The organism is Lacrimispora xylanisolvens (assembly GCF_002934545.1).
Taxonomy (GTDB): domain Bacteria; phylum Bacillota; class Clostridia; order Lachnospirales; family Lachnospiraceae; genus Lacrimispora; species Lacrimispora xylanisolvens.
The window spans coordinates 305,809-323,314 of sequence record NZ_PTJA01000004.1 but is presented as its reverse complement, the minus strand read 5'-3'; the positions used below and the strand labels follow the sequence as shown (position 1 = coordinate 323,314).

At 42.4% G+C, this 17,506-nt stretch carries 17 protein-coding genes; 15 read left to right on the top strand and 2 right to left on the bottom strand.

Going from position 1 to position 17,506, the window contains the following annotated elements; translation table 11 throughout:
• Positions 1–103: 103 nt before the first annotated feature.
• Together BXY41_RS09515 and BXY41_RS09510 are read left to right on the top strand one after the other, a co-directional pair.
• Positions 104–1,393, top strand: coding sequence for an RNA-binding domain-containing protein (locus tag BXY41_RS09515; RefSeq protein WP_104436590.1), 1,290 nt, complete (start codon positions 104–106; stop codon positions 1,391–1,393).
• 126 nt (positions 1,394–1,519) lie between these two features.
• Positions 1,520–2,206, top strand: coding sequence for a response regulator transcription factor (locus tag BXY41_RS09510; RefSeq protein WP_104436589.1), 687 nt, complete (start codon positions 1,520–1,522; stop codon positions 2,204–2,206).
• A 53-nt stretch (positions 2,207–2,259) separates the two neighbouring features.
• Here the strand turns inward: BXY41_RS09510 and BXY41_RS09505 are convergent, their stop codons facing one another.
• Positions 2,260–2,814, bottom strand: a complete 555-nt coding sequence (locus tag BXY41_RS09505; RefSeq protein WP_104436588.1) for a TetR/AcrR family transcriptional regulator — start codon at positions 2,812–2,814, stop codon at positions 2,260–2,262.
• A 140-nt stretch (positions 2,815–2,954) separates the two neighbouring features.
• Here BXY41_RS09505 and BXY41_RS09500 point away from each other — a divergent pair, with 140 nt between their 5' ends.
• The 3 genes from BXY41_RS09500 (at position 2,955) to BXY41_RS09490 (ending at position 5,875) form a co-directional block, all read left to right on the top strand.
• Complete coding sequence (locus tag BXY41_RS09500) at positions 2,955–4,421, top strand: MDR family MFS transporter (RefSeq protein ID WP_104436587.1); 1,467 nt, start codon at positions 2,955–2,957, stop codon at positions 4,419–4,421.
• Between the two features lie 39 nt (positions 4,422–4,460).
• Positions 4,461–5,243 (top strand): EFR1 family ferrodoxin, encoded by a 783-nt coding sequence (locus BXY41_RS09495; RefSeq protein WP_104436586.1) that lies wholly within the window; start codon positions 4,461–4,463, stop codon positions 5,241–5,243.
• 104 nt (positions 5,244–5,347) lie between these two features.
• Positions 5,348–5,875, top strand: coding sequence for a GNAT family N-acetyltransferase (locus BXY41_RS09490; RefSeq protein WP_104436585.1), 528 nt, complete (start codon positions 5,348–5,350; stop codon positions 5,873–5,875).
• A 22-nt stretch (positions 5,876–5,897) separates the two neighbouring features.
• On the opposite strand, the gene BXY41_RS09485 is transcribed toward BXY41_RS09490, so the two are convergent.
• Entirely contained in the window at positions 5,898–6,779 is an 882-nt protein-coding gene (locus BXY41_RS09485; protein WP_104436584.1) for a LysR family transcriptional regulator, read from the bottom strand.
• Positions 6,780–6,931: 152 nt separating this feature from the next.
• Between BXY41_RS09485 and BXY41_RS09480 the strand changes: the two genes are divergently transcribed.
• The 10 genes from BXY41_RS09480 to BXY41_RS09435 all read left to right on the top strand — a co-directional run bounded on the left by BXY41_RS09480 (position 6,932) and on the right by BXY41_RS09435 (position 17,504).
• Complete coding sequence (locus BXY41_RS09480) at positions 6,932–8,158, top strand: APC family permease (protein ID WP_170072299.1); 1,227 nt, start codon at positions 6,932–6,934, stop codon at positions 8,156–8,158.
• A complete protein-coding gene (locus tag BXY41_RS09475) occupies positions 8,155–8,841 on the top strand; it encodes a response regulator transcription factor (protein ID WP_104436582.1) in 687 nt (228 codons plus the stop codon). The genes BXY41_RS09480 and BXY41_RS09475 overlap by 4 nt, the downstream gene beginning before the upstream one ends.
• 39 nt (positions 8,842–8,880) lie before the next feature.
• Complete coding sequence (locus tag BXY41_RS09470) at positions 8,881–10,230, top strand: sensor histidine kinase (protein ID WP_104436581.1); 1,350 nt, start codon at positions 8,881–8,883, stop codon at positions 10,228–10,230.
• Between the two features lie 155 nt (positions 10,231–10,385).
• The gene (locus BXY41_RS09465) at positions 10,386–11,330 is read left to right on the top strand and encodes an FAD:protein FMN transferase (protein ID WP_170072298.1); all 945 of its coding nucleotides are present in this window, start codon (positions 10,386–10,388) and stop codon (positions 11,328–11,330) included.
• On the top strand, positions 11,323–12,534 hold the full coding sequence (locus BXY41_RS09460) for a 4Fe-4S binding protein (protein WP_104436579.1): 1,212 nt from the start codon (positions 11,323–11,325) through the stop codon (positions 12,532–12,534). Before BXY41_RS09465 ends, BXY41_RS09460 begins: the two co-directional genes overlap by 8 nt.
• Before the next feature lie 270 nt (positions 12,535–12,804).
• Positions 12,805–14,019, top strand: coding sequence for an ABC transporter substrate-binding protein (locus BXY41_RS09455; RefSeq protein WP_104436578.1), 1,215 nt, complete (start codon positions 12,805–12,807; stop codon positions 14,017–14,019).
• Positions 14,020–14,104: 85 nt separating this feature from the next.
• Positions 14,105–14,995, top strand: coding sequence for a branched-chain amino acid ABC transporter permease (locus BXY41_RS09450; RefSeq protein ID WP_104436577.1), 891 nt, complete (start codon positions 14,105–14,107; stop codon positions 14,993–14,995).
• A 10-nt stretch (positions 14,996–15,005) separates the two neighbouring features.
• Positions 15,006–16,040 (top strand): branched-chain amino acid ABC transporter permease, encoded by a 1,035-nt coding sequence (locus BXY41_RS09445; protein WP_170072297.1) that lies wholly within the window; start codon positions 15,006–15,008, stop codon positions 16,038–16,040.
• Positions 16,007–16,822: an ABC transporter ATP-binding protein gene (locus BXY41_RS09440; protein WP_104436575.1), complete on the top strand. Its 816-nt coding sequence runs from the start codon at positions 16,007–16,009 to the stop codon at positions 16,820–16,822. The genes BXY41_RS09445 and BXY41_RS09440 overlap by 34 nt, the downstream gene beginning before the upstream one ends.
• On the top strand, positions 16,806–17,504 hold the full coding sequence (locus tag BXY41_RS09435) for an ABC transporter ATP-binding protein (protein ID WP_104436574.1): 699 nt from the start codon (positions 16,806–16,808) through the stop codon (positions 17,502–17,504). Before BXY41_RS09440 ends, BXY41_RS09435 begins: the two co-directional genes overlap by 17 nt.
• Positions 17,505–17,506: the final 2 nt, after the last annotated feature.

Here is a 17,506-nt window from a genome sequence, read left to right as displayed (position 1 = left end):
CTGGATTTACATTTCTTTTGTCGCAATTTGTCACTTGGTTATTCTTGCTTTCTATCACTTGTTGTGTTAGTATGGTGATAGAAAAGATAGAAGGAGTAGATCCATGAAATTATATGAAAGTGAAACAATAGAGTTAAAAGAAATCTATACGACGGATTTAAAAAAAGAAATTGTTGCTTTTGCTAATACAATTGGCGGGACAATCTATATAGGTGTTAATGATAGTGGTGAAATAGTTGGTCTTGATGATGCTGACTTTGTAATGCAGAAGATATCTAATTCATTAAGAGACAGTATACGTCCCGATGTATCCATGTTTACAAATATTGAGTTACTGCAGGAAAATAGTAAATTTTTTATTAAACTAACTGTCAGTCAGGGGACAAAAAAACCTTACTACTTGTCTGAAAAAGGACTTAAACCTACAGGAGTATATGTCAGGAGCGGAACAACATCAGCCCCTGCTTCTGAAGATGCAATACGCATGATGATAAAAACAACTGATGGCGATTCGTTTGAAACAAATCGTTCTCTGGTTCAAGAACTGACGTTTCACAGACTTGATGAGGAATTAAATAAAAGGAAGTTAGAATTTACTGAAATCCAAATGAAAAATTTAGGCATTCTTTCTTCAGATGGTATTTATACAAATATGGGATTACTTGTTTCTGATCAATGTAAGCATTCTATTAAATTTGCAATGTTTCAGGGTACAGATAAGTTGGTTTTCAGGGACAGAAAAGAATTTACAGGATCCCTGTTTACTCAGCTTACTGATGCTTACAGAACCATTGATTTTTACAATGGGACAAAGGCTTCTTTCCATGATTTGCTACGAACAGATGAAAGAGATTATCCGGAAGATGCAGTACGTGAAGCATTGTTGAATGCCATAGTTCACAGAGATTACTCTTTTAGCGGCAGTACATTCATTAATCTATACTCTAACAGATTGGAGATAATATCCTTAGGAAGTATGGTATCTGGATTATCATTAGAGGCAGCTATGTTAGGAGCATCCCAATCAAGAAATGAAAGGCTTGCAGCACTATTTTACAGGATGAAGCTTATTGAAGCATACGGAACAGGTATCAGTAAGATAATAAGCTGTTATAAAGATTTTTCAGTGCAACCTGAGTTTGAAAATGTGGAAGGTGCGTTTCGAGTTGTGCTTCCCAATATACATGCCAGAATATTGACAAATGATAATGAAAAGTATTTACCGATTATAAAACTATTTGAGAAACAAAAAGAAATTACCCGCTCTGATGTTGAAGAAACTCTGGGCTCTGGGACAACTCATGCAATTAATATGCTTAAAGAAATGCTTGATAAAGATTTGATTTGTAAAGTGGGGAATGGTAAATTAACAAAATATGTGGCTAAGTTTTAATCACGCTAGTCTTTATAAGATTATTTGTTATTTCCTTCATATTCCTTTCATTAATCTTGTGATATAATATTTATAAGTTACAGACATAAATGAATGGACATAAGAATGAGAGGAAAGACACATACAATGAGAATCTTATTGGTGGAGGATGAACCGGATTTAAATGGGCTGATCGTGAGAAAACTAAAACTGGAACATTATACCGTTGATTCCTGTCTTAATGGTCTTGACGCATTGGATTATCTGGAGACGGAATATTATGATGCTGTCATTCTGGATACTATGATTCCGGGAGTCAGCGGGATAGAACTGCTAAAAAAGGTACGAAGTAAGGGAAACAAGACACCGGTGCTTCTGATGAGTGCGGATGACTCTGCTTTGGACCGTGGCACCAATCCGGAATTACAGGTGGATGAATATCTGCTGAAGCCATTTGCTTTACAAGAACTTCTTACGAAAGTACGGGCAATGTTAAGGCGGTATTACGGTAATATCAGCAATATTTTTGAGGTTGGCGATCTGATTGTAAACTGTGATGCACGGAGAGTAATGAGAAATCAGAAAATTATTTCGCTTTCCTCCAAAGAATTCTCCATATTGGAGTATTTAATCCGCAATACAGGCGTGGTGCTAACCCGGGAAAAAATCAGTCAGCATATATGGAACTACGACTATGAAGGAGAATCCAATATGGTTGATGTGTACATTCGGTATTTGAGAAAGAAAATCGATGAAGGCCATGCGGTAAAGCTGATTCATACGGTCAGAGGTGTGGGATATGTTTTAAGGGTTCCAGGCGTTGTGAAAAGATAAAAAATGGGCAGAGATCAGGGGGTTTTGGTCTGATTTCTGCTCGTTTTTCTTATTCACTTTAGCAGTCCTATTACACCATTGTTCATAAAGTCATTGAGAAGCACAACCGTCTTTTCAATATCAGGTTGTTCTTCCCTTGTAAAGCAATACGTCATCACACCAATAATAGCGGACATGGCATATTCCAAACTGCATTCTAATTTGTAATCATCTGATTCATAGGTTTTTACCATGGGGCGTACCAGGTCTTTGTATGTGTTTTTCATTTTTTCCTGAAAGGCCGGATCCCCATTTTTTCCCAACAGGACAATAAAATATTGTTTGTTTTTATTGTACACTTCCACAAGGTGTTTCAGTGGAAATCGCATGCTCCCATTTGGTATCATTTTTTTGTGTTTTTCAATATCTGGTAATACAGAAGCTTCAATTTGCTCCAGCACATCGTAGACATCCGTATAATATTCATAAAATGTGCTTCTGTTATAACCTGCCTTTGTTGTAATTTCTTTAACCGTAATCTTCTCAATTCGTTTTTCACAATAGATCTGCCAGAAGGCATCTGCTAAATTATTTTTAGTCTGCATCGTTATTTCAGGCTGCTTTATCAAGAGAATTCCTCCACTCCCTTTTAAAATCCAACAAACAAATCATGATTGTCGGTTGATGAAGAATCGTGATCTCATTACAATATGATAATACAACAGATTGTTGGATGAAGTAAAGTTCTTAATTTAAAGGAGGTTTCAATATGGCAGAAAATATAGCAAATGATTCCGGGCAGCGAAAAGAAACGCTTGATCCGATGATGCTTAAGGTGTCAATAATTCTGGTGTTTGGTTCTCTTGCACCGCTATTGGATTCTACAATGGTCAATGTGGCCATAAAAACAATAGCTAGTGAATTTAATAGTACGGTTTCCGTTATACAATGGGTGATCACAGGATATGTGCTTGCAATGGCAATTGCGGTTCCCGTATCTGGCTGGGCGATTAATCGTTTTGGAGGCAAACGGCTGTATGAATTTTCACTGATTTTATTTTTTATAGGTTCGGTTCTATCATCACTGTCATGGAATATAGGTACTTTGATCGGGTTTCGGCTCCTTCAGGGAATTGGCGCAGGTTTACTGATGCCGACGATGACAAATATGCTGGTTCAAATATCCGGGGGGCGGAATATTGGCCACATGGCGTCAATTGTCAGCCTGCCCATGCTGCTAGCACCCATCCTGGGACCGGTTCTTGGCGGGATTATAGTCAACAGTCTGGGCTGGCGCTGGATCTTTTATGTTAATATTCCGGTGACTGTCATCGCCTTATTACTGGCTTTTTGGGGAATACCTGAGGGTAGTCCCACAGAGGAAAAACAGCCTCTTGATATCATTGGTATTTTGCTGCTGTCCCCGGCATTTGCCCTGCTCATTTATGGAATAGCGCAGATTGCTTCTCATGGTGGATTAAACAGCACTGCAGTTTTTATCCCGACAGTAGCAGGACTTCTTGTAATGGCTGCATTTATTCTCTACGCCTTAAATACAAAGATATCTCCAGTTCTTGATCTGCATTTGTTTCAATCACGCAATTTTACCGCTACGTCTGTGCTGCTTTTCATGTCAGGCATTATCACAAATGGAGGTATGCTTCTTCTTCCGTTATTTTATCAGCAGGTGCGTGGCGAAAACGTTCTCTACGCCGGCCTTATGCTGATTCCTCAGGGAGTTGGCATGCTGCTCACAAGAACTCAGATGGGGAAACTGACCGACCGGATAGGAGCGCGTCCGATTGTTATGGTAAGTCTTATCATCACAGCGGTGGGTACTTTGCCATTTGCTTTTGCTGATTCCGGAACAAATGCAATTTTGTTAGGTGCAGCGCTGCTGATACGGGGGGCTGGCCTGGGCGGAGTATTCATTCCGCTTATGGTTTCTGCCTATGTGGGACTGAGCAGTGAGCAGATTCCTCATGCCAGCATTGCCACAAGAATACTGCAGACAATTGGAGGAGCGTTTGGATCTGCAGTCCTTGCAACAATTGTAGAGCATCAGTTAGCCGGTCACTCTGCATTGGGAATGCAGAATGTTGTAAGTGTGTACAATGTTGCTTTTTGGTGGTCAGTTGGCTTTACAATCTTGTCAGTAATTCCTACCCTGTTCCTGACCGTATATAAAAAATCGGAACCGACATTGCTGGAAAATCTACAGGCTGATGGGAAATAAGGGGACGGATATCAGATTTGAAAAAGGAGAGTAATGAAGATGTCAACGATTATTTACTATTTTACAGGAACAGGAAATTCTCTTTACTGCGCCAGAAGGATTGGAGACCTGCTTGGGGATACGACGTTAGTTCCCATAGAGGGCGAAGGTGAGAAAATAGCACCTTTGAGAGCTGACAATATCGGCCTTGTATTTCCTGTATATGCTTTTGGCCTGCCAGGCGTGGTTAAGCAGTTTATAAAACATCTGTCACCTGATAATAAGGGAAAATATTTTTTCACCGTCGCTACCAATGGTGGCAGAGTAGCCGGAACTTTGGTACTTACACGCAGAATGCTGGGGACAAAAGGTATTAAACTTTCGGCAGGTTATTCTGTAATCATGCCTACCAACATGATATTATTGCATGAAACAAACGAGGAAAAAAAGAAAATACTTTTTGACTCAATGGAGAAGAAAGTCCGGGAGATCGTCTCGGCAGTTAAATTCCATGAGTACCATGCTGTGGAAACGGGCACCATGTCCGACAGAATTTTAAGAACAGGTATGTTGTATCGGTCTGCTTTGCCTTTTATTAAGAAAATGGATCATAAGTTCAAGGCAGATCAGGGGTGTATTGGCTGTGGATTATGCAGCCAGGTCTGCCCTGTCCATAACATTGAAATTAAGAATGGAATACCGTCGTGGAATCATCAGTGTGAGATGTGTCTTTCCTGCTTAAACCTATGCCCCAGGCAGGCTGTTCAATACGGAAACATGTCGGAAGGGAAACAGAGGTATAAGAACCCTTATATTGAAGTTAAAGATCTGATACGCCGGTAAAAGTGCCATTGCATACAATGATTTCACAAAGTCTTTTGAAATTTATGAATGTTGCTGTATAATACTTATTTGTAACATAAATGAAAAGACTGGGGTGAATTTATATGAGGGAAATAATAACAGACCGTTTGGTGATACGTAAGTTTACAGAACATGACGGGGAAGATTTGTATGAGTATTTTTCCAATCCAAAGGTATTGGAATTTGAACCATACAAGCCATATTCAAGAGAAAAATCTTATTCAGAAGCAAAAAGGCGGGCTGATGACCAACGGTTTCTTGCCGTATGCTTAAAAAACGGAAAACTCATCGGTAATTTTTATTTTGCAAAAGAAGAATTTGAAACATGGGAAGTGGGGTATGTTTTCAATGATCAGTACTGGGGGAAGGGGTATGCCACAGAAGGACTTCTGGCACTGATGAAATATGGTTTTCATGAGCTTGGTGTAAGAAGAATGATTGCAATGTGTGATCCCCAGAATCCTCATTCCTGGAAACTGCTTGAGCGGGTGGGGATGAGAAGAGAGGGGACACTGCTGAAAAATGTATATTTTTTTACCGATGAGGACGGCAATCCCATATGGAAAGATACTTATGAATATGGGATTTTAAAATCGGAGTTTCAATTATAAGAGCTTCAATAATTAATGACTGTCAGACGGACCATTTCCGGCCATATTCGCGGCTGAGATTGATCAGTGCCTTTATGGCTGGAGAAATCCATTTCTTTTTATGATACACAATCTGGGTAAAAAAAACAGGGTCTGTTTCAATGAATTTTGTGCGGATTAATCCGCTTTCACTTTCTGATTTCACGGTGTAATAGGGAAGATAGGAAACTCCCAGACCGTTGGTTACATATTTTTTGATCGCCTCTACATTGGCTGTTTCCAGTACGTTGGAAGGGATATAGTGGTGCTTTTGCAGGTAACGTTCAAATTCCTGGCGATAGCTGCATTCCTTTTCTGTGTAGAATACCATTTCCCCGGATTCGGGCAAAAAGTCTGGCTGTGTATGTTCGGCGGGAGCAACAAGGCACATTTTTTCTTCTAAAAGCAATTCTGTATGCAGATTTTCATCCATACACTCGGGCTGAAGTACAAAGCTGATGTCCAGCTGTCCGGCAGATAAATCTTTTATCAGCAGCTCACACGGGCTGTTGATCATACGAACCTCCACCTGTGGATAAGCCGATTTATAGGCAATGATAAGCGGGTACAAACGATACAGTGTCAGGGATTCGGGGGCTCCGATCCGTAAGCAGCCCTGGGGTATGGCATCGCTTTTTCCCAGCTGTTCCAGATTATCGTACTCCCGCAACACGGAATTAGAACATTCCAGCAGCTGCTCTCCAAATGCAGTAAGCTTCAGCGTCTTACCAGTCCGGTCAAAAACAGGACAATGATAGTAGGATTCAATGGCACCCACCTGAAAGGTCAGAGTAGACTGGGCATATCCCAGTGCCTGAGCCGCCTTCGTGTAACTGCCAAGCTCTGCTATTTTAACCAACGTTCTTAAATTACGTATCTCTATCATATCTCATTCATCCCTTTCGGTTCTCATCCTTTCAAAATCCGGTTATCATTATTTTATCATCAATTATTCTGAAGTCAATCTTTAATAACTTCAATTATACAAATGGTTGATTTTTTATTATGATTAATGGGATGGAAGGGAGATGTGTTTGTATGAAGAAAAAATTAAATGTTTTTACGGTAAGCGGGCTGATGACCGGACCGATTCTTGGCTCCGGCATTATCTTTCTGCCATCTCTGGCTTATGAAATGCTGGGTGAGCATGCGATTTTTGCATGGATTATCATAATGGCACTTAATATTTTATTTGCCTATGTCTTTGCAAAGATGACAATCATTGCATCGGATAACCGGGGAATCAGCACCATTGTTGGGGATATGTTCGGCAGCAGATTTGGAACGCTTGCAGCCAATTACCTTACGGTTGCGGTCTTTTTTGGTCCTGTTGCTGTGGCGATTACTGCGTCAGAGTTTATTGGACCGGCTGTTACCTCTGTCTTTCACGTAAGCCCGTGGGTTACAGCCGGTGGGGTACTTTTTATCTGTGCCATGATTGTTATATCGGATGTTTCCTTTATGGGGAAATTTATGCTGGTATTATCCAGTATCACAGCCTGCCTGCTGCTTGCCGGCAGCGGTGCGACTCTGCTTCGTTTACCGGTTTTGTCCATTCCCCACAGCCTGCCGGCACCGGAGGCCTTAGGGCAGACGCTTCTTCTTATATTCTGGGCGATTGTGGGATGGGAGATACTGGGAAATTATGTGGAGGATGTGGAAAATCCCAAACGTACCATGATGCGTGCCATGCAGATCAGTTTGTCAGCAATTATTATGGTTTATCTGCTGACTGCTTTCGCATTTCAAAACAGCCCCAGTCATTCCATGCCTGATCTTTTACTACCAGTAGCGGGCAGGTTTTCAGGAGCCGTTTTTTCCGGGCTGGCTGCAGGTCTTTGTATCTGTACAGTGTCAACTTTTACGGGGGCAGTTGCGCGCCAGACTGCGGCACGGTTTAAAAATACTGGATTACCGAAAATATTTCACCATAAATGTCTGACAGCCCTGATGCTTCTGGCAGTGAATTATTTGGTTCTATTTCTCCATGCCTCTGGGATACTGTCATTTCAGAATATTGTAGGAATTGCTAATACCATGTTTATCGGGAATGCCGTTCTGGGGCTGGCAAGTGGTTTTAAACTCATTCCTCATATCATGATACGAATCGGAATCGGGATTTTGCTGATTTTACTTGTGATTATTTTTCTGTTTTCCTCCGTCTATGCTGTGGTGCTGTTTCTGTTGATTACATTTTCATGTTTCATTCCTTACTCTTGTGATATAATTAGTAGAAAGAAGGAAAGGGAAAAACAGAGGCAATGAGAATATTATTGGTGGAAGATGAACCGGATTTGAATCAACTGATTGTAAAAAAGCTTCAGCTGGAACATTATACGGTTGACAGCTGTTTTAATGGACTGGATGGTCTGGAGTATTTCCAGATGACTGATTATGATGCGGTGATTCTTGATATTATGATTCCCGGAATGAGTGGTCTTGAACTATTAAAAAAGGCCAGGAGAATGGGAAAAAAGACTCCGGTGCTGTTGCTGACAGCGAGGGACAGTATTGAGGACCGGGTGACCGGTCTTGATGCAGGAGCGGATGATTATCTGGTAAAACCCTTTGCTTTTACGGAACTTCTTGCAAGAATCCGTGTCATGTTAAGAAGATCATCTGGTAATATCAGCAATATTTTTGAGCTGGGGGATCTGACGGTGAACTGCGATACAAGGTTAGTGACAAGGGATCAGAAAAACATTCCGTTATCTTCAAAGGAATTTTCCATATTAGAATATTTAATCCGAAATGCCGGGATTGTGCTTTCCCGGGATAAGATCAGCCAGCATATCTGGAATTACGAATATGAAGGAGAATCCAATCTGGTTGATGTATATATCCGGTATTTAAGAAAAAAAATAGATGAAGGATATTCGGAGAAACTGATTCACACAGTCAGAGGTGCAGGATACGTTCTGCGTACAGAAGACCCGTTACAGAATTAGAAGGTCTGACGTGATAAAATAACTTTTCAGGAAGAGATAATGATGAAAAAACTTTCCATTAAAATGCGGGTTACTCTGTGGTTTACGTTATTTATGATGCTTCTTGTTATAGTGGTATCTGTTTTTTTAGTGTTCTCACAAAGAAAATTTAACAGCCTTACCTTACAGAAAAAATTAATGGAAACTGTGGATGAAATCGAAGATCTAAACCGGAATCAGTTAGAGGAAAAGATTTCGGTCCCTGTAAATGATATCTACATCTCTGTGTATGATATGAATGGATCACGGTTGGCGGGAATTGTACCAACTGATTGTGAAAATAAAGAGGCATTTGCAAAGGACACTTCCAGAAAGCTGAAATCTGGTGGCCAGGAATGGTTTATCTATGATACCAAGGTAAAAAAAGAACATGGAACTTATTTGTGGATCCGCGGTATCCTGCCAATTCACGATACCGTTCACTCAGAGGACATATTCCTTCGCCTTCTTGTGCTGGCACTTCCCTTTCTGGTTCTGGGAGTAGCATTGGTGGGGTATCTGGTCATTGACAGAGGGCTTCGCCCCATTCAGGATATGATTCAAACGGCAAAAGCCATTGGAGAGGCGGGAGATTTGTCCCGTCGGATTCAAATGGAAGAGGGAACGGATGAAATCCATACCCTGGCAAAGACCTTTAATGGTATGTTTGACAAGCTGGAGGGCTATTTTGAAAATGAGAAGCGTTTTACAGCAGATGCTTCCCATGAGCTGAGGACCCCGGCTGCTGTCATTCTTGCCCAGTGTGATTATGGGCTGGAACATGCTTCCAGTATGGAAGAAACAAAAGAGTCCCTCTATAAAATCAGACAGCAGGCAGTAAAGATGTCTGCCCTGATCTCCAATCTTCTTACTCTTGCAAGGATGGACAATGGTCAGTTCCAACTGGAGAATCTGGAACAGATTAATTTCAGTGAACTGGTGGAAATTATCGGGGAACAGCAAAATGAGATGGCAAAGGATAAGAAAATCAGTGTCATTACTAAAGTACAGCCAGATGTTTTTCTGATGGCAGACGAGACGATGATGATCCGAATGCTGATTAATTTAATTGAAAATGCGGTCCAGTATGGAAAAGAAGAAGGCTGGGTGAAGCTCTCTCTGGAAAAGAAAGAGGATCATCTGGAATTAACGGTGGCAGACAATGGCATCGGGATTGCGCCGGAACATCTAACGCGTATATGGGAACGCTTTTATCAGGTTGATCCGTCCAGAAGCAGCGGACGAAGTAACACAGGACTTGGACTTGCCATGGTAAAATGGATTGTAAGTGCTCATAAGGGAGAGATTACGGTAAAAAGCCAGCCTGGTGAAGAAACGGTGTTTACTGTAAATCTGCCATTTGAAAATTGAATATGGAAGTAGTCAAAACTGCCCGGTCGGTAAAATCTTGCCGGGCAGTTTTTTTATTTCACAGGAAGTTCACACAATTTAGCTTATTTTTAATCTGGTTTTAATTTTTACAGATTATGATAACAGCAGAAACGAAGAAGAAAGGAGTCATAAGGATGAGACAGATACAGAAAACTTTTTTTGCACTGGGTACAGCCAACACTGTGGCTGTTTTTGACCAGGAACTTTCTGAGGAACGAATCATAAAAGTTCTGGACCATATTAAGATGCAAACCCTTCGTTTTGACCATATGTTTTCCGCTTTTAAAGAGGATAGTGAGATCGCTGAGATTAACCGGGCAGCAGGAAAAAACCTGGTAACAGTCAGCAAAGAGACAATCGATGTGATTGAAAAGGCTGTTGAGATTTCTAAAGATTCCCAGGGTACCTTTGATATTACATCAGGAAGTCTTTTAAGAATCTGGAGAAATGCCAAAAGGGAAAACAGGCTGCCATGCATGGAAGAGTTGAAACGAACCATGGATTTAATCAACTACAAAAATATTGTAATTGACCACAATAAGGTGGGACTGTCACAAACAGGTCAGGAACTGGATCTGGGAGGAATCGCCAAAGGCTATGCGGCGGACGCGGCAAAACAGATGTTACTTGATGAGGGAATATCAGATGGCTTTATTAACTTTGGAGGGTCGGTCATAGCATTTGGAAGTCCAAAACAAATCGGGATTCAGAATCCATTTGCTAAAACAGGAGTGTCAGCCGGAACTGTAATAGTCTCAAATCAGGCAATTGTGACTTCCGGAAACTATGAACGGTATTTTGAAAAAGACGGGCAGAGATATCATCATATTCTGGATCCTGGAACCGGATTTCCTTCCGCCAGCGGATTAGCAGGAGTGACTTTGATTGGTGATTTCGCATGTGAACTGGATGGGTTATCTACCGCTGTTTTTGTTATGGGTCTGAAATCAGGGATGAGGCTTTTAAACCAATATCATATAGAAGGGATTTTTATGGAGGGGTCAGGTGCTACTTATGTAACACCGGAATTGAAAGATAAATTCATCATGGGTAAAAAGGAGATTAATTACTATGGATAATAAAAAGAAAACGGGTTCAGTCAGAGTATGGAGAAGAATCATTCAGGTCATATCCTTTCTGGCTCTGCCCGGTCTGTTTACCAGTATTTTTTATGCAATGAAAGAAATCTACAGTGGGATTCTTGCTGGTACATTCTCCCTTTCTGCAATGTTTCCCCAGCTGCTTCTGTTCTTGGGAAGCATGATAATTACCATACTTACAGGCAGATTTTTCTGTGGATTCTTATGCAGCTTCGGGGCAATGGGAGACTTTTTGTGGTACCTGACAAAGAAAACAGGGAAAAAGGGTTTAAAGGTAAGTGAAAAGGTTGATGGGTGGCTGAAAAATTTAAAATACGTAATTCTGATGTTTATTATATTGGGGATATGGACATTTCATCTGGGGAATCTTGACAGTATGACGGGCCCCTGGGCAGTTTTTGGCATGTATTCTAAAATCGGAAGCTTGCCTTCCGTCCGGTATTTATTTACCACTGGAGGTCTCCTTCTGCTTCTTATTATTGCTGGATCTTTCCTCATAGAACGATTTTTCTGCCGCTATTTATGCCCTCTTGGAGCAGTTTTTGCTATTTTGTCCAGATTCCGGCTGTTCCGAATTAAAAAGGAGAGGAGTAAATGTGGAAGCTGCCGGCTGTGTACCAGTAAGTGCAGTATGGGAATTCCTCTTTATCAGTACGATACAGTTACATCAGGAGAATGTATTGACTGTTTTGAGTGCACATCGGTTTGTCCAAGACACAATGCCAGAGCCAACGGAGCGCCGGTGGCAGTCTCAGCTGTTTCGGCAGCAGCTATGTTCGGGCTGGTTTATGCCGGGAATACCCAGGCTCAGATGGTGAGCAGCCAGACTCCGGTAACGGTCCAGGTTCAGTCCAATACCGGAAATTATATAGACGGTACTTATACAGGTACAGGGCAGGGCTTCCGTGGAGAGACAAAGACAAGTGTTACCGTGAAGAATGGAAATATTACCGACATAACAGTTTTATCCTATGAAGATGATAAGCCATATTTCAGCAAGGCAGTTGAGAAGGTGACAGCTGAGATTATTAACAGCCAGAGCACTGAGGTAGATGCAGTTTCTGGTGCTACCTTCAGCAGCAATGGAATTATGGAATCAGTCGCCAATGCGCTGAATGTTTCCTACAATAACCCTAACAGCACTTTAAAATCAGAGGGGCGTGGCCATCACGGGAAAAAGTAGTTTTGTATGGAAAAATCCAAATACCACTTGTGCTTTTTACCTGAAAATGGTATAATGCTCCCAACATATAAAGCGTGAGAACAATGGAGTCTCAACTGCAGGAATGCAGTTGCGGCTTCTTTTGCTTTTTGAGACATGATGTCCTCTTAAAGCATCCCAGTTTCTTTTTGGAGAACAAGGAGGTTTTCCCCAGTATTTAGCGGGAGAGCCTCTTTTTGTTTGACAAAAAACCGTTTTATATAACAAAAAAAGCATGAGGAGGATCGGATTATGAGGAAAAAGTTATTATCAGCTGTGCTAATTGGGGCTATGGCCAGCAGTCTTCTGGCCGGGTGCGGATCATCCGCACAGCAAAGTGCGGCAGGAGCAGGGACAAAAGCGGTTTCGGGGGAGACAAAAGCTGCAGGTGATGGGTCGAAAACCATTAAAATCGGTGCGATCTGTTCTCTGACAGGTGGTTCCGCCATCTATGGAGAAGGGGCACAGAATGCCATTACCATGGCTGCGGAAGAAATCAATTCCAGCGATTCGGAATATAAGATTGAAATTGTGAACGGTGGAAAAGTAGTGGATGATGCCAGTGATGCAAAACAGGCGATTAATGCCTATAACAGTCTGATGAAAGAAAGCCCGGATGCCATAGTGGGATGCTTTTTCTCATCAGTAACCCTCCCTATTGCAGAACAGGCTTCCAAGGACAATATGCTTCTTCTTGCAACAGGAGCTACCAATAAAGATGTTACATTAAAAGGTCCCAGCATCTTCCGTGACTGCTTTATCGATCCCTATCAGGGAAAAATGGCAGCTCAGTTTGCAAAAGAAAAGGGCTGGAAAAAAGCAGCCGTTATCTATGCAAAGGACGATGATTATTCCAATGGATTAAAGGATGCATTTATAGAGAACGCCAAAGCAAATGGAATTGAGGTTGTCTATACTGGAGAATGTACCACAAAAGATACGGACTTCTCCTCCCAGGCCTCCCAGGTGGTGGCAAAGGGAGCAGACTTCCTGTTTTATCCCTGTTTCTTAGATACAGTTCCGCTGTTAGTGGGAGCGGCCAGAGATGCAGGCTTTACCGGTGCCATAATGGGCGGTGACGGTTGGGACGGTGCAGATACGAAAGGTGTGGAAGACAAGTTTGACAACTGCTATTTCACCAACCACTATTCATCCGAAGATACCGCTCCTGCTGTTTCTAATTTTGTGTCCAAATATAAGGAAAAATACGGGACAGAAAGCTTAAATGCCTGTGCGGCACTTTATTATGACGCCGTCTATATGATTGCAGAAGCAGCAAAAAACGGTAAGGCAACAGATACTGCATCCTTAATTAAAGGAATGACGAAAATGACCTTTACCGGCGTAGGGGGGACCTTTACCCTTGATGAAAACGGGGATCCTGAAAAATCGGTTGCCATCAATACCTTTGAGGGCGGCAAGGTAAAATGGCTGATGACCTTGTCACCGGAAGGAACAAAAAAATAGGATTAAAAAGACAATGAGGAGATGTGCATGAAAGCATGAAAATGTCTTTGGTGCACATTTTCCATTTGGAGAAAGGAAACGGCCTATGACATTTTCATTATTTATTCAAAGCCTGATAAACGGACTGAACCAGGGCGCGATTTACGCCCTGATTGCGCTGGGCTACACCATGGTATACGGAATTATCCGTATGATTAATTTTGCCCACGGCGATTTTATCATGATCGGTTCCTATACCCTGTTTTATACCATTCCCCTTATGATCAATGCCGGAATGCCCCCATGGCTGTCCGTATTTCTGGCTATTGTAATCTGTGCCGGAACCGGTGTGGTTGTGGAGGTCGTGGCATATAAACCGGTACGGAAAGCAGGCGCCATGTCCGCGCTTATTACGGCACTTGCCATGAGCCTGTTTCTGGAGAATCTTGCCATGGTTCTTTTTGGAGCAAAGCCCCGAAATGTACAGAAAATTTTTGACCTTCCTTCTGTCAGTGTGTTTGGAACAAGTCTCCCGTTAAACGTTGTGCTGACCATTGGTATTGGTATATTTATGATGGCAGGGCTGCAGCTTTTTATCAAAAAAACCAGAATGGGAAAAGCAATGCGGGCAGTTCCCCAGGACCGGGATGCCTCCATTCTTGCAGGAATTAATGTCAATAAAGTCATTACCGTTACCTTTGCCATTGGATCCGGACTGGCAGCAGTTGCAGCTCTGATGTACTGTGCCAAATATCCCCGTGTGACCAATGACATGGGGTCCATGATGGGACTGAAAGCCTTTATTGCCGCTGTACTGGGGGGAATCGGAGTCATCCCCGGCGCCATGCTGGGAGGAATTTTAGTCGGTCTCATCGAAATATTTGTAAAGCTGTTTGCTCCAGGATGGTATGAAGCCATTACCTACGCCATCCTCATCATTATACTGCTGGTTAAACCGTCTGGCATTCTGGGGAAGAATGCGGGCGAGAAAGTTTAGGGGGTGGACCATGGAAAGACGGGTTAAGATTTCATATGTGATTAATTTCCTGGGTGTTTTAGCAGTGTTTCTTCTCTTTGTTCTGCTTTTTGAGTCAAGGATATTTGGAGCAGCCACCCAGTATATCAAAGGAATATGTACCACAGCCTGTTATACAATCATAATGGTAGCTTCCTTAAATCTGGTGGTCGGCTGTATGGGAGAATTTTCTCTTGGCCATGCAGGATTTGTTTCGGTTGGTGCCTATGCATCTGCCATTGTGTCCGGTGCTCTCACTGGAAAGGGTCTGCCTGATCTGGCACTCTTTCTCATTGCCCTCCTGGCAGGCGGGATCGCTGCCGGGATTACAGGCGTATTGGTAGGAATTCCGGCTCTTCGTCTGAGGGGGGATTATCTGGCCATTGTAACGGTGGCATTTGCAGAAATTATCCGTGTCTGCTTTTGTAATTTCTCCATAACCGGAGGCGGAAAGACCATGAGCGGCATTTTAAAGCTGTCAGACTTTTACTGGTGCTACTGGATTATGGCAGCCTGCGTGGCTGTGATGTATTTATATATCCGCAGCCGCTTTGGAAGAACGGTAAAGGCAATACGGGAGGATTATATTGCGGCTTCAGCCTCTGGAATTAATGTAACCTATTATAAAGTGCTGACCTTTACCGTAGCCGCTTTTTTTGCAGGTGTGGGCGGTGGAATTTATGCCCATTACATGACAGCCATGATCCCCACCAATTTTAATTTCATGTACTCTGCAGAGCTTCTTTCAGAAGTAATCATCGGAGGAATCGGGTCCTTAACCGGATCCATTATCGGGGCTGCTTTTCTTTCTTCCCTTCCTGAGATGATGCGTCAGTTCTCCCAGTACCGTATGCTGGCTTATTCTGTGGTTCTTATTATTGTTATGATCTTTAAACCCGGCGGAATTTTCGGCAATTGGGAATTCTCCCTTGTCAGAATATTACACAGGGCGGAAAAAAAGGGGCATGAGAAAGCAGAAGGAGGGGTGCAGCCATGGAAGCAGCTGGAAAGAAAGAGCCGGTATTAAAGGTTCAGAATTTAGGAATTCAGTTTGGAGGCTTAAAAGCGGTTGACAGCTTTAATATGGAGATCGGAGAATCTGAGCTTGTGGGGCTGATTGGACCAAACGGTGCAGGAAAAACCACGGTATTTAATTTGATTACCGGTGTCTATAAACCTACAGAAGGCTCTTTTTACTTAAATGGACAGCGGATGAACGGGAAGAAAACCCATCAGATTGTAGATGCCGGAATTGCAAGAACCTTTCAGAATATCCGTCTGTTTAAGAAAATGTCCGTTATTGACAACGTGAAATCAGCCATGGAAAGCAAACTGTCCTACGGGCTGTTCCACGCAGTTTTCCGAACCCCGGTCTACTGGAAGGAAGAAAAGGCATTAACAGAAAGAGCGAAAGAGCTTCTTAAAATTGTTCATTTAAGCGGAATGGAGGATTATGAGGCGGGGAATCTTCCCTATGGTCAGCAGCGCCGTCTGGAAATTGCAAGGGCTCTGGCTACAGATATGAAGCTGCTTCTTTTAGATGAACCGGCAGCAGGAATGAACCCAACGGAAACAGAAGAGCTTTTAGAAATCATACACTTCATACGTAATGAATTTAAAATATCGGTTCTTCTAATCGAGCATGATATGAGCCTTGTCATGAAAATCTGCGAACGGATTCTGGTGCTGGATTTCGGAACCACAATCGCCATAGGAACACCGGAAGAAATTGCTAACGACACCAGGGTCATTGAGGCATACCTGGGAAAAGAAGATGAGGAGGTGGAAGCGGATGCTAAAAGTGAATAATCTGGCAGTTTCTTACGGAGCCATCAAAGCTATACACGGAGTTTCCCTGGAAGTTCATGACGGTGAGGTGGTGTCCTTAATCGGGGCAAACGGGGCGGGGAAAACCACTATTTTAAGAACCATATCCGGATTAAAAAAGGCGGATGATGGTGAGATCCTTTTTAACGGAACTGATTTAAGAAAGATGGAGCCCAGCAAAATTATTACCCTGAAGCTGGCTCATGTACCGGAAGGCAGGCACATCTTCCCTCAGATGACCGTGGAAGAAAATTTGGAGATGGGGGCATTTACCGATAAAAAGGATTTAGAAGAAAATATGGAAGAGGTATTTGAACGCTTTTCGCGGTTAAAGGAACGGCGCAGACAGCTTGCAGGCACTTTATCAGGAGGAGAGCAGCAAATGCTTGCAGTGGGAAGGGCTCTTATGGCAAAACCCAGCATGATCCTGATGGATGAACCCTCCATGGGGCTGTCCCCTCTATTGGTAAAGGAGATATTTTCAATTATAAAAGAAGTGAACAGGAAAGGAATTACCGTCCTTTTAGTGGAGCAGAATGCAAAAATGGCTTTGTCCATTTCAAGCCGTGCCTATGTAATGGAAACGGGGAAGATCACCATATCCGGAGATGCCGGAGAATTATTAAGGGATGACCGTGTAAGAAAGGCATATCTGGGACAGTAGGA

What these genes read in the sequence shown, in the direction of transcription:
- BXY41_RS09515 (WP_104436590.1), top strand. Translation starts at nt 104, where the DNA reads ATGAAATTATATGAAAGTGAAACAATAGAGTTAAAAGAAATCTATACG.
- BXY41_RS09510 (WP_104436589.1), top strand. Translation starts at nt 1,520, where the DNA reads ATGAGAATCTTATTGGTGGAGGATGAACCGGATTTAAATGGGCTGATC.
- BXY41_RS09500 (WP_104436587.1), top strand. Translation starts at nt 2,955, where the DNA reads ATGGCAGAAAATATAGCAAATGATTCCGGGCAGCGAAAAGAAACGCTT.
- BXY41_RS09495 (WP_104436586.1), top strand. Translation starts at nt 4,461, where the DNA reads ATGTCAACGATTATTTACTATTTTACAGGAACAGGAAATTCTCTTTAC.
- BXY41_RS09490 (WP_104436585.1), top strand. Translation starts at nt 5,348, where the DNA reads ATGAGGGAAATAATAACAGACCGTTTGGTGATACGTAAGTTTACAGAA.
- BXY41_RS09485 (WP_104436584.1), bottom strand. Translation starts at nt 6,779, where the DNA reads ATGATAGAGATACGTAATTTAAGAACGTTGGTTAAAATAGCAGAGCTT.
- BXY41_RS09480 (WP_170072299.1), top strand. Translation starts at nt 6,932, where the DNA reads ATGAAGAAAAAATTAAATGTTTTTACGGTAAGCGGGCTGATGACCGGA.
- BXY41_RS09475 (WP_104436582.1), top strand. Translation starts at nt 8,155, where the DNA reads ATGAGAATATTATTGGTGGAAGATGAACCGGATTTGAATCAACTGATT.
- BXY41_RS09470 (WP_104436581.1), top strand. Translation starts at nt 8,881, where the DNA reads ATGATGAAAAAACTTTCCATTAAAATGCGGGTTACTCTGTGGTTTACG.
- BXY41_RS09465 (WP_170072298.1), top strand. Translation starts at nt 10,386, where the DNA reads ATGAGACAGATACAGAAAACTTTTTTTGCACTGGGTACAGCCAACACT.
- BXY41_RS09460 (WP_104436579.1), top strand. Translation starts at nt 11,323, where the DNA reads ATGGATAATAAAAAGAAAACGGGTTCAGTCAGAGTATGGAGAAGAATC.
- BXY41_RS09455 (WP_104436578.1), top strand. Translation starts at nt 12,805, where the DNA reads ATGAGGAAAAAGTTATTATCAGCTGTGCTAATTGGGGCTATGGCCAGC.
- BXY41_RS09450 (WP_104436577.1), top strand. Translation starts at nt 14,105, where the DNA reads ATGACATTTTCATTATTTATTCAAAGCCTGATAAACGGACTGAACCAG.
- BXY41_RS09445 (WP_170072297.1), top strand. Translation starts at nt 15,006, where the DNA reads ATGGAAAGACGGGTTAAGATTTCATATGTGATTAATTTCCTGGGTGTT.
- BXY41_RS09440 (WP_104436575.1), top strand. Translation starts at nt 16,007, where the DNA reads ATGGAAGCAGCTGGAAAGAAAGAGCCGGTATTAAAGGTTCAGAATTTA.
- BXY41_RS09435 (WP_104436574.1), top strand. Translation starts at nt 16,806, where the DNA reads ATGCTAAAAGTGAATAATCTGGCAGTTTCTTACGGAGCCATCAAAGCT.